At 70.2% G+C, this 12,686-nt stretch carries 13 protein-coding genes; 4 read left to right on the top strand and 9 right to left on the bottom strand.

Annotation, left to right across the window (positions count from 1 at the left end):
- Positions 1-67: 67 nt before the first annotated feature.
- Complete coding sequence (locus CRP55_RS15200; protein ID WP_097320538.1) at positions 68-727, top strand: hypothetical protein; 660 nt, start codon at positions 68-70, stop codon at positions 725-727.
- A gap of 9 nt (positions 728-736) precedes the next feature.
- Complete coding sequence (locus CRP55_RS15195; protein ID WP_097320537.1) at positions 737-1,525, top strand: maleylpyruvate isomerase N-terminal domain-containing protein; 789 nt, start codon at positions 737-739, stop codon at positions 1,523-1,525.
- Between the two features lie 39 nt (positions 1,526-1,564).
- Here CRP55_RS15195 and CRP55_RS15190 read toward each other — a convergent pair whose 3' ends face one another.
- The 4 genes from CRP55_RS15190 to CRP55_RS15175 form a co-directional block, all read right to left on the bottom strand.
- Positions 1,565-2,956, bottom strand: coding sequence for a glycoside hydrolase family 43 protein (locus tag CRP55_RS15190; protein WP_097320750.1), 1,392 nt, complete (start codon positions 2,954-2,956; stop codon positions 1,565-1,567).
- A gap of 196 nt (positions 2,957-3,152) precedes the next feature.
- Positions 3,153-4,835 carry a hypothetical protein gene (locus CRP55_RS15185; RefSeq protein WP_097320536.1) on the bottom strand — a complete coding sequence of 561 codons (1,683 nt, stop codon included), beginning with the start codon at positions 4,833-4,835 and terminating at the stop codon, positions 3,153-3,155.
- An 8-nt stretch (positions 4,836-4,843) separates the two neighbouring features.
- Positions 4,844-5,725: an ATP-binding cassette domain-containing protein gene (locus tag CRP55_RS15180; protein WP_245923002.1), complete on the bottom strand. Its 882-nt coding sequence runs from the start codon at positions 5,723-5,725 to the stop codon at positions 4,844-4,846.
- Positions 5,722-6,447, bottom strand: a complete 726-nt coding sequence (locus CRP55_RS15175) for a hypothetical protein (RefSeq protein WP_097320535.1) — start codon at positions 6,445-6,447, stop codon at positions 5,722-5,724. Before CRP55_RS15175 ends, CRP55_RS15180 begins: the two co-directional genes overlap by 4 nt.
- A gap of 109 nt (positions 6,448-6,556) precedes the next feature.
- Between CRP55_RS15175 and CRP55_RS15170 the strand changes: the two genes are divergently transcribed.
- Together CRP55_RS15170 and CRP55_RS15165 are read left to right on the top strand one after the other, a co-directional pair.
- Positions 6,557-7,924, top strand: coding sequence for a sensor histidine kinase (locus CRP55_RS15170; RefSeq protein ID WP_097320747.1), 1,368 nt, complete (start codon positions 6,557-6,559; stop codon positions 7,922-7,924).
- 16 nt (positions 7,925-7,940) lie between these two features.
- Positions 7,941-8,543: a LuxR C-terminal-related transcriptional regulator gene (locus CRP55_RS15165; RefSeq protein WP_245923015.1), complete on the top strand. Its 603-nt coding sequence runs from the start codon at positions 7,941-7,943 to the stop codon at positions 8,541-8,543.
- Between the two features lie 52 nt (positions 8,544-8,595).
- Here the strand turns inward: CRP55_RS15165 and dhaK are convergent, their stop codons facing one another.
- From dhaK to CRP55_RS53900, 5 genes are read right to left on the bottom strand one after another with little or no spacing between them, the layout of a single operon-like run.
- On the bottom strand, positions 8,596-9,591 hold the full coding sequence (gene dhaK / locus CRP55_RS15160) for a dihydroxyacetone kinase subunit DhaK (protein WP_097320533.1): 996 nt from the start codon (positions 9,589-9,591) through the stop codon (positions 8,596-8,598).
- Positions 9,588-10,286, bottom strand: coding sequence for a dihydroxyacetone kinase subunit DhaL (dhaL, locus tag CRP55_RS15155; protein ID WP_097320532.1), 699 nt, complete (start codon positions 10,284-10,286; stop codon positions 9,588-9,590). Before dhaL ends, dhaK begins: the two co-directional genes overlap by 4 nt.
- A complete protein-coding gene (locus tag CRP55_RS15150; protein WP_218854471.1) occupies positions 10,283-11,044 on the bottom strand; it encodes an HAD-IA family hydrolase in 762 nt (253 codons plus the stop codon). The genes dhaL and CRP55_RS15150 overlap by 4 nt, the downstream gene beginning before the upstream one ends.
- Positions 11,038-11,898, bottom strand: a complete 861-nt coding sequence (locus CRP55_RS15145; RefSeq protein WP_097320531.1) for a class II fructose-bisphosphate aldolase — start codon at positions 11,896-11,898, stop codon at positions 11,038-11,040. The genes CRP55_RS15150 and CRP55_RS15145 overlap by 7 nt, the downstream gene beginning before the upstream one ends.
- A gap of 20 nt (positions 11,899-11,918) precedes the next feature.
- Positions 11,919-12,653 carry a helix-turn-helix transcriptional regulator gene (locus CRP55_RS53900; RefSeq protein ID WP_218854468.1) on the bottom strand — a complete coding sequence of 245 codons (735 nt, stop codon included), beginning with the start codon at positions 12,651-12,653 and terminating at the stop codon, positions 11,919-11,921.
- Between the last annotated feature and the right edge of the window lie 33 nt (positions 12,654-12,686).

Below are 12,686 nucleotides of genomic sequence, written 5' to 3'. Positions count from 1 at the left end.
CGAACGGCCGAGTGGCTGTGCCGCCCCGCGACGTACGCTCCTCAGCGCCCAGAAGCGAAAGGATCTCATGGTTCGCCGACGCTCGAACCCGGACTGGCCGGTGATCCTGTTGGTGACTGCCATCGTGCTCAGCATCGCCGCGGCGGTCTACGTGGGTTTCCGGCTCGGCCGCGACGACGATCGCCCACCGGCCGGCGCCCGGCCCGCCCCGCCCGCGATCGACGGGCTGGCCGACCCGGCCGTCCCGGTCTCCGTGGCCCCGGCGCCCTCTTCCTCCGCCACGCCTTCTGCGCCACCCCCTTTGTCCCCGTCACCCACCTCGCGGCCACCGAACTCCCCCTCGCCCGTCTCGCCCACATCGCCGTCGTCGGCCCCGCCCACCTCGCGACCGCCCGCGTCTCCCGTCTGGACCGAGCGGACCATCGCCAGCACCAGCGCGATCACCACCGGCCAGAGCTGGTCCACCAACCGCCTGGCGCTCACCGTGACCACCGGCGGCGATCTCGTGCTGCGCGACCAGGGCCGGGTCGTCTGGCGGACCGGCACGACGACCGGCGTCAAGCTGGTCATGCAGAACGACGGCCACCTGGTCCTGTACGACGCCACCGGCGGCACGGCCTGGAGCAGCGGCACAGCCGGCAACCCCGGCGCCGTCCTCGTCCTGCGCGCCGACGGCCGGATGGTCATCGCTCTCGGCCCCCGCATCCTTTTCCGATCACCGATCTAGGCTTCGGTCATGACTTCGTTTGCTGCCCGCACCATCGCGGCCCTCCGTTCCGAGCACGACGACCTGGCCGCGGCCGTCGCCGCTTTCTCGCCCGCGCAGATCGAGGGCCCGTCCGGCGCCTCGGACTGGACCGTCGCGCAGGTGCTGTCGCACGTGGGCAGCGGCGCCGAGATCAACCTGGCCGTCCTGCGCGGCGCCACCGGCGAGGCCGAGGCCCCGGGCCCCGGCTTCAACCAGAGCGTGTGGGACCGCTGGAACGCCCTCACCCCCGAGGCGCAGGCAACGGCCTCGATCGAGTCGGACGCCAAGCTGGTGGCGGCTTTCGAGGCCCTGACCCCCGAGCAGCACGAGCAGCTCACGGTCAACCCGGGCTTCCTCCCACAGGCCATCCCTCTGGCCTCGTTCGCCGGCATGCGCCTGAGCGAGGTCGTCCACCATGGCTGGGACGTCCGCGTAGCCGCCGACCCAGCCGCGCCCTTGGCCGCCGTCCCGGCCGAGCTGCTGGCCGAGCACCTGGCCGGCGGCCTCAGCTTCTTCCTGGGCTTCATCGCCAAGACCGACCAGGTAAACGAGCCGGCCGTCGTGGAGATCGCCCGGACCCCGTACCGCATCGTCCTGAACGAGGGCGCCCACTTCACGACGGAGGCCGCCGCCGCGACGGCGACCTTCGAGGGCCCGCTCGAGGCGGCGCTGCGCCTGCTCGCAGGCCGACTGACCCCACCGCACACTCCCTCCGACGTGAAGGTGACGGGCAACGTCACCCTCGACAACCTGCGCGCGATCTTCCCCGGTTTCTGATGCCGGCCGGGAGCGCTCGCCGAGCGCTCCCGGCGCCGCTCAGGAGACGCGGAAGGTGGCGTCCTCCCTGTCGGTCGTGCTCGAGCTGGAGCTGAGCGGGTCGATGCGGAGCAGGTAGTTGAAGTGGCGCAGGTAGCGGTCCGGGAAGTTGTAGGACCGGAACGACGACCACGCCGAGTTGCCGAGGCCCGCGACCCGGGTGAACGTGGCGTCGGCCCGGAACGTCGCGGTGCCGTCGTTGGCGTCGAGCCGCACCGCGTAGTTGCTGTGCCGCAGGTAGCGGCCCGGATAGTTGACCGACTCGAAGGACACACCGGCACTGTCGGCCAGCCCGGCGACCATCCGCCACAGCTGGTCCTGGTACGGGTCGAACGGGTACGGGTCGATCCGCCCGATGTTGTCGGCGTGCCGGACGTACCGGTCGGGCAGGTTGTACGACTTCAGCCGCACCCAGTTGGGCAATCCCCAGCGAGTGACCAGCCCGTCGTACTCGGCCCCGGTGATGCCGACGATGGAACCGTGCTTGGCGTTGAGCGGCGGCGTGAAGTCGCGCTGGTTCAGCGCCGTCCACGAATTCGCCCCGACGTTGGACGTCGTCCACGCGTAGTAGTCGTTGTTGACCGGGCTGAACGAGTCGCCCCACAGCCGCCACTCATTGCCGCTGTTGTTCTTGATCAGTAGCGGTGCCTCCATCTGGCTGCCCTGCCGCAGCCCGCTCGTGTACGTGGTGTAGCTGTTGGCGGCTCCGGTCGACGACCGGGCCCCGTAGACCAGGCCGTTGGAGAGGTTTTTGAAGTAGAGGTAGAACGTGGACCCGTCGACCACGACATCACCGTCGAGCACGCCGAAGCCCGGGCTGAAGTAGACCTCGTTGGCGCTGACCGTCCGGAAGTCCGACGTGTAGTTGACCATGAACACGTCGGTGCCGTTGTTCGCCGAGTAGACGATCGCGTACTGGTTGCGGGACGCCACCCAGAACGCCGTGGGCGCCCAGGTGTGCGTGGCCAGCCCGTGCATCCGGACCCGGCGGTAGCCGGTGAAGCTTCGCAGGTCGACCGAGTCCCAGACGTGCAGATACTGGTTGTTCTGGCCGAAGTCGGTGCCGTTGAGATCGGTGGCCAGCACGACGAAGGTGCCGTCCTGCTTGCGCAGAACGAACGGGTCACGCAGCCCGAGGGTGCCGGCGGTCGGTGTCACCACCGGGTTGTTCTGGTTCAGCGGCCGCCAGTTCAGCCCGTCGGTGCTGACCGCCAGATGCAGCCCGTAGTTGGCGCCGCTCTGGTTGGGCGTCTCGGTGAAGTACGCGAACACGTACGCCGTGTTGGCGGCCAGCGCCGCCGACGGCGCACCGAGCACCGTGGCACCGCTGGTGGCGGCGGTCAGCGCACTCATGGCCGCCAGCCGGGTGAAGTCTCTGCGGGTCAGGCTCACGGGGGTTTCGCCTTTCTCGGAGGAGGACAGCGTCCGCACTCGCTGTGAACGTTCACTTACTTAGATCCATGAAAGTTCGATGCTCTGAACTGGAAGATCGGTTACCTAACATCGACAGGCGTAAGATCTACGTGGCGAGCGCGTATCGAGAATGTTAACGATCACAGCATTCCTGTCAATCGATGGACCATGCCGTTCAGCGGAGGCGCTGCCGAACGCCAGCCGCGGTGAGCGCCGAGAGCAGCAGGAGCATCGCCGCGGTAGCGATCGTGACCGGTGAGGGACCCCCGGGTAGGACACCCATGTAGTCGAGACCCGCGACATCGTTGACGACCAGGTACCAGAGCAGCGGATAGATGGCTTGAAAGAAGCGCTGCGTCCGGCCGATGACCCCCAGGGCCAGCGCCAGCGCCGGAACGAACACCGCCCCGGCAAGCCACTCCGCCAGGCGACCGTCCACCGCCATGGCCAGAGCCGGCCCGACCCCCACCGCAACGGTCAGGACGACACCACTCAGCCACTGCGCCAGAACGCCGAGCACCGCCCCCGGACAGGCTCCGAGCAGCGCCTCGGCACCCTGCTCACGGGCTTGGCAGCCGAGCCGTGACCACACCAGCACCGGCCAGATCCACGCCGCCGCGAGCAGCCCCGACGCCGCGGCCGGCAGAGCAAGGCCCGCCACCACAAGCGCCGCCGCCCCCAGCCACCACCACCGCGAGACCCCGCCGACGAGGATCCGCACCTCACCGACCACCACCCGGCCGAAACCCCAACCCCGTCGCGGCGGGTGGTCCGCCGTCCCGTGCGCCTCCGATGTAGGCGTCCGGCCAGACCAGGACGACATTGCGCTAGCCGGAGGCGATTCGGCCGTCAGCGTGAGGACCTGGGCCATCGCGCCTGGCGATCGAGTCGCGTCGAGTGGCTGTGTCTCGGCGGTCCCGGCGAGCGTGGCCGCTCCGGCCACTCCAGCGGCTCCAGCGGCCCCGGCAACGCTGTCGGTCTCGCCTCGCTTGCCTGATCGTGCGGCGCTGATGCTGCGACGAGCTCGGTCGAAGCGGTCGAACCAGAAGGCCGGCAGGAGCGCTGCGGCAGCGGCCAGGGCCAGCAGCAGCAGGCGCTGGGCGGCGAAGGCCGACGTGAAATCGACGCCTGACCAAGGCACGGCACGCGGCGGATTGTCCATGTACATCAAGCCGAGCGCCAGGTCGGTGACTTTGAAGCCTTGAGCGGCCAGATCGTCGCGCAGGGACTCGGCGAAGGCGTTGAAGCCCAGGCCGCCCAGGGGCGCGTTCGCCGATTGCCCGGCTATGACGGCGACCATGGCGACGAAGAGCCAGATGATGTTGCCGAGGCCGCCACGCAGCACCGGCGTGGTCTCGAAGACGACGGCCGCGGCCGCGGACACCGCGAGCACCGGGAGGGTGCAGAGCACGAACGGTGTCAGCAGAGCGACCACGTCGACCGAGCGGGACTCGCCGCGAGCCAACTGCATCGCCAGCGCTGCCACGGCCAGCGCGGCGGCCATCGAGGCAAGCACGAGAAGATTGCTGAGGAACTTGCCGAACAGGTAGTCGCCGGTGCGCATCGGCGTGGCGGCCAGCAGCTCGCCCACGCCGGTCTGCCGGTCGCGCGCGATGGCCGTACGTATGACAAAGAAGCCCCCGGCGGAGAGCCACAGCGCTCCCGCGAGCGCGGTCACCGTGCCGACATAGGCACTGTCGTAGACGCCGCGATAGGAGCCCGCGTTGACGATCGTCCAGTGGTCGCCGACGGCCGGCACGGCGAGATAGCCAAGCCCGACGGCCGCGAGAAGAACGATGGCATAGGCCGGGCGGCGCACCCGCTCGCGGAAGTCGGCGACGGCCAGCGCGGCCCACATCCCCGGTCTCATCGGGCCACCTGCCGGACGTCGCCGACCACTGCCAGGTAGGCATCCTCGAGATCGGGCCGGATCGACACGGCATCCGGCGCAGGCGGGTCTGGGGACAGCAACCGAAGTCGCACCCCCTCGGCCGTGCGCACCATCCGGCTGACCGTGTGCCGTGCCTGCACGGCGGCGAGCGCGGACGGCGGGACGACCAGCTCCCACACCTGGCCGGCCACGGCGCGCAGCAGGTCGCCGGGACTCCCTCGGCGAAGAACCCGGCCGCCCGCCACGATCGCAATGTCTTCGGCCACCGACTCGATGTCGGAGACGATGTGGGTGGACAGCAGCACGAGCCGGTCGGCGGCGAGCTCGGTGAGCAGGTTGCGGAACCGCACGCGCTCCTCCGGGTCGAGGCCGGCGGTGGGCTCGTCGATGATCAGCACCCGGGGGTCGGCCAGCAGGGTCTGTGCGATGCCCACCCGGCGCAGCATCCCGCCGGAGTAACCGCCGAGCGGGCGCTTGGCGGCCTCGGTCAGGTGCATCAGCGTCAGCAGCTCGTCGATGCGGGCCCGGGCCGGCCGCGCCGGCAGACCCTTGACCGCCGCCAGGTAGGACAGGAACTCGCGCGCGGTCAGATGGGGATAGACACCGAAGTCCTGCGGAAGATAGCCGAGGCGGCGGCGGAGCAGGTCGGGCCGGGCGACGACGTCGGTGCCCTCGAACAGAACCCGCCCGGTGGTCGGCCTCGTGACCGTGGCGGCCACCCGCATCAGCGACGACTTGCCGGCGCCGTTCGGCCCCAACAACCCGAGCACACCGGGGCCGAGGCTCATGGACACACCGTCGACGGCGCGCTTTCCGCCCCGGTACACCTTGGTGACGTCGATCAGTTCGAACATCATCGCGCCTTCCGTACCTGAGCCGTGCGGCCGTCGCCCGCGGCTGCCTCGACGGCGCGTTTGCTGGCCGGGTCGCTGCGCAAGGCGGGACGGCCGGGCGCGGCGGTGACGCGATAGGTCTCCGGGCCGGCCGGCAGCACGATGTCGACCGACCCGCCGGCCCTGGCCTCCACCCGGCGGGGAGGGCTGGCGAAACCCAGATGCACCCCGCCGTCGCGGGACGAGATCACCACGTCGGGCGAACGCGCGTCGGTGACGTCGGCGTTCAGCCCCGCGTCGAGCCGGAGTGGGCCGGCCGGGCTCTCGACCCGCAGCCACGAGTCGGAAACCGTCGCGGTGAGCGCGGCGCTGAGGCCCACGGCCCGGACGGGCGAGTCGCTGGTCACCGTGACGGCGACGCCGGACGGCACTGCCACGACATGCCGGCCGCCGCAGTCGGGCACGAAGCCGCTGCAGGTGACGCGCAGCTTGAGGGTGTCGTCGCTGAGCGACCAGGAGGCGTTGCCGTCGACGGTCGCCTTGCCGGTCAACGACCGCTGCACCACGACGGCGCCGGTCGTGCCGGCGACCAGCCGCAGATCGCCGCCGTCGTTGTCGATGACCAGTCGCTCGCCGGCCAGAGCGAACTCGTGCCGGTCTTCACTCGTCTCGTCGATGGCACCCAGGTCGGTGCACCCGGCGAGGAACGCCAGTAGGAGCAGTGGGATCAGAGGCTTGTGTCGCATGTGCTCACCCGATCATCGGGCGGGCATGCCGGGCACTACGGCCAGGCACCGTAAAAGAGTATGCCTAGCCATACCGCGCGGCGGACGGCCGAGAACTACCGTGGGCCAGATGTCGACGCCACACACCGCGCTGGAAGCGGTCACCCACCGCCGATTCATGGCGTCCGCGTGGCCGTGGCGAGCCGTTGCCTATCTGCTGACCACCGGTCCCGTGGCGGCCGTGGTCGCGGTGCCGATGGTGCTGCTCGGCCTGCCGTGGGCCATCCTGCTGCGCCGGGTCGTGACCTGGCACGACCCTCCGCTCGTCGAGTTGGCCTTTTTACTGCTGGGTGGCAGCCTGCTGATCGCCGGGATCGGGCCGCTGGTGGCGCTGCCCACGGCCGCGTTGGAGCGGCGGCGGCTGGGCCTGATCGACACCCGGCCCACCCGGTCGGGTCACCGTCCGGCGCCGGCCTCGCCGCCTCTGGCGTGGCTGCGGGTCCGCTACACCGAGGCGGCCACCTGGCGTGCCCTCTGCTACGCGATCCTGCTGGTCGGCGCCGTCCCGGTCTGGTACGGCGCGGTGCTGATCCTGCTGGTCGTCATCGCCGTCGCGATGGCCGGCCCGTTCCTGGTCGACGGCCACGATGCCGTCTCGCTCGGTCTCGGCACGGTGTCGACGGTCAGCGAGGCTCTCCCGTGGGCGCTGTTCGGCCTCACGCTGCTGCCCGCGGTGCCCTACCTGCTGGCGGCGACCGCCGGCGCTCATGCGGCAGTGGGGCGGTTGCTGCTCTCCGCGACCGCCGACACCGATCTGCGGGCCGAGTTGACCGCGGTGGCGCGGTCGCGGGTGCGGCTCGTCGACGCGTTCGAGGCCGAGCGCCGCCGCATCGAGCGCGATCTGCACGACGGCGCGCAGCAGCGGCTGGTCAGTTTGACCCTGCAACTCGGGCTGGCCCGCGTCGACCTGCCGGACGACTCGCCCGCCGGTCAGGCCGTGGCGGGCGCTCATGAGCAGGCCAAGCTGCTCATGGCCGAGCTTCGCGAGCTGATACACGGCATCAGGCCGCAGACCCTGACCGAGCTCGGCCTGCCGGGCGCCCTGCAAGAGCTGGCCGACCAGGCGCCGATACCGGTGCGGGTCCGTGCCGACCTGCCCGCGCGGCCGCCGCCCGGCGTCGAGTCGGTGGTCTACTTCGTGGCTGCGGAGGCGCTCACCAATGTGTTCAAGCACAGCCGGGCCGCGACGGCCACCGTGACGGCAGTTGCGGAGGACGGCGTCCTGATCGTCGAAGTTCTCGACGACGGTCAGGGCGGGGCCGAGCCGGCGCGCGGAACCGGGCTGACCGGCCTGGCCGACCGCGTGGCGGTCGCGGACGGGCGCATGTTGCTGTCGAGCCCGCCGGGCGGGCCGACCCTGATACGGGTGGAGATCCCTTGTGTCGACCGACCGACCGATCCGAGTAGTTCTCGCCGAGGACGGCGTGCTCCTGCGTGAAGGGCTGACCGGGCTGATGGGCCGGTTCGGCTTCGACGTGGTGGCTGCCGTCGGTGACGCGGAGGCACTGCGCGCCGCCGTGCGGGAGCACCGGCCCGACCTGGTGCTGACCGACATTCGGATGCCGCCGTCGTTCACCGACGAGGGGCTGCGGGCGGCGGTCGAGCTGAGGCGGGAGCATCCCGGGCTGGCGGTGGTGGCGTTGAGTCAGTTCGTGCAGCAGGGCTATGCGGCCGACCTGCTCGACTCACATGGCGGGCGCGGCGTGGGATATCTCCTCAAGGACCGGGTCGTCGACGTCGAGGAGTTCGTGGCCGCTGTGCGGCAGGTGGTCGGCGGGGGAACCGTCGTCGACCCGCAGGTGGTGCGGCAGCTGCTGCGCCGCCATCGTGATCCGATCGTCCAGCTTTCTTCGCGGGAACGCGAGGTGCTCGCCCTGATCGCGGAAGGACAATCGAATGCCGCCATCGCCCGAACGCTGGTTCTCTCCGAGCCGGCCGTCGGCAAACACGTCGGGAACATCCTGGCCAAGCTCGACCTGCCGCCCACTGACGACACCAACCGCCGTGTCCTCGCCGTTCTCGCCTACCTGCGCAGCGATGCGACCTCCGGCACGTAGACCGTCGCTGCACCCGAGAGGCCGTGAGTCGGGTGCAGCGGGGTGGAGATGGTCAGAAGATGCGGACGGCGGCCTCGGCGGGGGCCGTGAGGAGGGGTTCGATCTCGTCGTCCAGGCGTACCAGGGTCAGGGAGGCGCCGGCCATGTCCAGGGAGGTGCAGTATTCGTTGACGTAGCTGCGGCCGATGGTGATGCCGCGGTCGGCCAGGCGCTGGTGAGCCCGGCGGTACAGGATGTAGAGCTCGCTGATCGGGGTGCCGCCCAAGCCGTTGATCATGAGGGCTACGCGGTCGCCGGACTCGTAGGGGAGGTCGGGGACCACGGCGTCGAGCATGTCGTCGACTATCTGGTCGGCCGAGGCCAGTTTGCGGCGTTCGCGGCCCGGTTCGCCGTGGATGCCCACGCCGAACTCGATCTCGTCGGCGCCCAACTCGAACAGCGGGGAGCCCTTGGCCGGCGGGGTGCAGGCGGTCAAGGCCACGCCCATGGTGCGGGTGACGTCGTTGACCTTGCGGCCTATGCGGAGCAGGTCGTCTATGGAGGCGCCCTGTTCGGCCGCGGCGCCCACCGCCTTGATGACGAAGAAGTTGCCGGCCACGCCCCGGCGGCCGACCGTGTAGAGGGAGTCCTGCACTGCCACGTCGTCGTTGATCGTGAGGATCTCGCAGCGTATGCCGTCGGCGTCGGCCATCTCCTTGCCCATGTCGAAGGCCATCCGGTCGCCGGTGTAGTTGTTCACCAGCAGCAGGACGCCCATGGGGGAGGCCAGCAGCTTGGCCGTCTCGTAGACGTAGTCCATCGGCGGGGCGGCGAAGACGTCGCCGGGGCAGGCCGCGTCGAGCATGCCCTTGCCGACCGCCATCACGTGGGCCGGCTCGTGTCCGGAGCCGGAACCCTGCACGATCGAGACCTTCGACTCCGACGGGGCGTCCGAGCGCATGATCAGGTTGTAGGCGGGGATGTATCTGAGGGTGCCGGGGTTGGCCAAGGCCACGCCCTCGAGCATCTCCGGGACGTAGCTCTTCGGATCGTTCACGAACTTCTTCACGACGCCGCTCCTTGCTTCCAGGTCTCGCTGATCCGTTCGGCGATGACCGCCACCGCCATGGCGCCGGCGTCGACCGAGCCCCTGCTGCGTTCGCCGGTGTACGCAGCGCGTCCCCGCTTCGCGACCATGCCGCTGGTGGCGTCGGCCGCTTCCCGGGCGGCGGCCGAAGCGGCCCGGATCGCCTCCTCGGGGGAGGCGCCCTCACTCAGTGACTGAGAAAGGCGATCCGTCAACGGCACCAAGGCGTCCAGCAACGTCTTGTCGCCCACATCCGACTGTCCGCGCGCCTTGATCCCCTCGATCGCCGCCCGCAGCATCTCCACCACAACCCGACCATCCACATCCGAGCCGCCCGCGCCGGCTGAGCTGCCCGCGCCGGCTGAGCCGCCCGCGCCGGCCGAGCTGCCCGCGCCCGATGCGGTGGTTGCGGCGGCGCCGGCTCGGATGAAAGCTGTTCCCCAGATGGGGCCTGAAGTGCCGCCTATTCGGGAGGCGATTGTCATTCCTGTACGTTTGAGGAAAGCTCCCGACGACGAACGGTCCAGGTCGTCCCACGTTTCCAGGAGCTTTTCGAAGCCTCGGGCCAATGAGTAGCCGAAGTCGCCGTCGCCTACCACCGAATCCAGGTCGCCGAAGTACTTTTCGTTCTCTATTGCTGTTTCGGCGATCGTTCGGACCACCCACTCTGTGTTCATTCTCGCCCTCCCAGGCAGGCGCGCAGGTCGTCGAGGGTGATGAAGTCGCCGATACGGGCCGCGGCCCGGTTGGCCAGCACCTCGATCGGAGGGCGGCCGGGGTCACCCAGCTCCGAGACCACCAGCGTGGCCTCCGAGAAGTCCTCGTCCCGGGTGTAGCCGTTCACCGTCACCAGGCATTTCAGGCCGGCGCCGGTCGCCGACAGCAGGCCGTTTCGGGAGTCCTCGATGACCAACGTGTCGCTCGGGGACAGGCCCAGCCGGTCGATCGTCAACTGGTAGATGGCCGGGTCCGGCTTCTTCGCCGGCACGATGTCGCCCGCGAACACCGGCACCTGATTGGGGCCGATCGCGTTCTCCAGGACCGCCCGCACCGACTCCTCGGCCGACGTCGACGCCACCGCCACGGTCCACCCTTCCGCCAGGGCGGCCCGGATGATGCGGGCGATTCCCGGGCGCGTCGGAATGCGGCCCTCGGCCACCAATTTCTTGAACGCCGCGGTCTTGGCTTTATGCCAGGTCACCAGCTTTTCCGTACGGTCGGAATCGCCCACCGCCGCGGCGAACGCCGGATCGTCGAACAGGCTCGCCATTCGTTCCTTGCCGCCGCCGATCCGTAACTTCTCGCCGTACTCCTTCTCGCTCCAATGCGCCGGAAGCCCGAAACGCTCGAACGTGGCGTTGAACGCCGGCAGGTGGCCGTGGCGCTCGGTGTCGGCCAGCACCCCGTCGCAGTCGAAGACGAGCGCGGTCACCATGCCCGCCCCGCCCCGCCGAAAAGCCGGATGTGCCGCTGGGCCATCTCCATCACCGCGGCCCGCTGATGCCGGAACAGCGCTGGCGGATCCCATTTGTTCCGCTCGGCGGCGTCCTTCAAAAACGCCAGCGAAGACTGCATGTAGCTTTCCTTCAGCGCCGTCGAGATGTTCACCTTCGCGCAGCCACGCGCGATCAGGTCGGTGAACTGGTCGTCGGACAGGCCGGTGCCACCGTGCAGGGCCATCGGCACGCCGGTCGCCGCCACCAGGTCGCTGACCCGCTGCGCGTCCAACGTGGGCGCCTGCCTGTACTGCCCGTGCGCGTTGCCGATCGCCGGTGCGAAACAGTCCACCCCGGTGTGCTTGATGAAGTCGACCGCCACCTCGAGCGACTGGATGCGGGACGCCTCGTCCGAGCCGATGTCGTCCTCGACACCCTGGATGCCCTCGATCTCGCCCTCGACGTGCGCGCCCGTGCGCCGGGCCTCCGCGACCACCTCCGTGGTCTGCCTGAGGTTCTCCGCGACGTCGAGCTCATGCGCGTCGAACAGCACCGAATTCCAGCCTCCGGCCAGGCAGTCCGAGATGACCGTACGGTCGGGGCAGTGGTCCAGGTGCAGGGTGACCGGCACGTCGACGTCGCGGGCGAGCGCGTGGACGATGTCGTGGAGCTGCCTCCGGCCGTACATCAAAACGGTCTTGACCGAGGTTTGCAGGATGACCGGCGCGCGCTCCTCGACGGCGGCCGCGAGCACCGCCTCGGCGCTCAGATCGTTGACGATGTTGAAGGCGCCGACGCCGTAACGGCCGGCCAGCGCGCGATCGAGGATCTCTTTCATCGGCACGACGGGCATGAGCCCAGTCAAGCCACCGATCACCCGGAAGCGGTATGGGGTGAATCCCCCACCCAGCCGCTCTCCAAGGCCGTGACCACCGCGGCCGTACGGTTGCGGGTGCCGGTCTTGCGGATGACCGCGCCGACGTGCTTCTCGACGGTCTTGGGAGAGAGGCCGAGCCGGGACGCGATCTCGCGGTACGTGAGGCCCTGCCGCATCAGCTCGAGCACGCCGGCCTCGCGCGCGGTCAGCGGCGGCGGCTTCACCGGCGGCAGCTCGGCGAAGCGGGCGGTGACCGGCGGGGCCGGTGAAGGCCGGCCGAAGCGGGCGGTCCGGACGATCGCCGCCGCGGCCGCCTGCGTGAGCGTCTCCAGGTCGTCCACGTCGCGGGTGGTGAACGAGGGCGCGAAGACCACGCAGACCGCGATCACCTCGCCGCGCCACCAGATGGGCACCGCCGCCGCCGATCCGCGCCGAACCCGGTCGGCCGAGACCAGATGCCCGGAGCGCAACTGCCCGTACTCGGGGATCACCACCGGCCGCCGCCGCGCGTACGCGCGCCCGGTCGCCCCCTCATCCAGGGGAAACGTGTCACCCAGCCGGCAGAACGCCCCGTATTCGGCGGCCTTGGTGTAAAGCCCGGCCCCGGCGTCGATCAGCGAGACGCTGCCCGCGGCCGCGCCGGTGTGCCGCAGCAGGCTTCGCAGCACAGCCTCCAGTCGCAGGTCGCCGTAGATGTCGGCCACCGCGTCGGCAAGCTCGCCACGAGCCACCCCTCGAACATATCGCACGTGGGTCCGTATCCT

This window comes from Paractinoplanes atraurantiacus, assembly GCF_900215205.1.
Classification (GTDB): domain Bacteria; phylum Actinomycetota; class Actinomycetes; order Mycobacteriales; family Micromonosporaceae; genus Actinoplanes; species Actinoplanes atraurantiacus.
This window is presented reverse-complemented; position numbering and strand designations above follow the sequence as displayed.

Bases quoted from the DNA above. Each gene is read 5' to 3' on its own strand.
- CRP55_RS15170 (WP_097320747.1), top strand. From the start codon at position 6,557: ATGTCGACGCCACACACCGCGCTGGAAGCGGTCACCCACCGCCGATTC.
- CRP55_RS15165 (WP_245923015.1), top strand. From the start codon at position 7,941: ATGGGCCGGTTCGGCTTCGACGTGGTGGCTGCCGTCGGTGACGCGGAG.
- CRP55_RS15145 (WP_097320531.1), bottom strand. From the start codon at position 11,898: ATGCCCGTCGTGCCGATGAAAGAGATCCTCGATCGCGCGCTGGCCGGC.
- CRP55_RS15195 (WP_097320537.1), top strand. From the start codon at position 737: ATGACTTCGTTTGCTGCCCGCACCATCGCGGCCCTCCGTTCCGAGCAC.
- CRP55_RS15180 (WP_245923002.1), bottom strand. From the start codon at position 5,725: ATGATGTTCGAACTGATCGACGTCACCAAGGTGTACCGGGGCGGAAAG.
- dhaL (WP_097320532.1), bottom strand. From the start codon at position 10,286: ATGAACACAGAGTGGGTGGTCCGAACGATCGCCGAAACAGCAATAGAG.
- CRP55_RS15175 (WP_097320535.1), bottom strand. From the start codon at position 6,447: ATGCGACACAAGCCTCTGATCCCACTGCTCCTACTGGCGTTCCTCGCC.
- CRP55_RS15185 (WP_097320536.1), bottom strand. From the start codon at position 4,835: ATGTGGGCCGCGCTGGCCGTCGCCGACTTCCGCGAGCGGGTGCGCCGC.
- CRP55_RS15150 (WP_218854471.1), bottom strand. From the start codon at position 11,044: ATGGTGACCGCGCTCGTCTTCGACTGCGACGGGGTGCTGGCCGACACC.
- CRP55_RS15200 (WP_097320538.1), top strand. From the start codon at position 68: ATGGTTCGCCGACGCTCGAACCCGGACTGGCCGGTGATCCTGTTGGTG.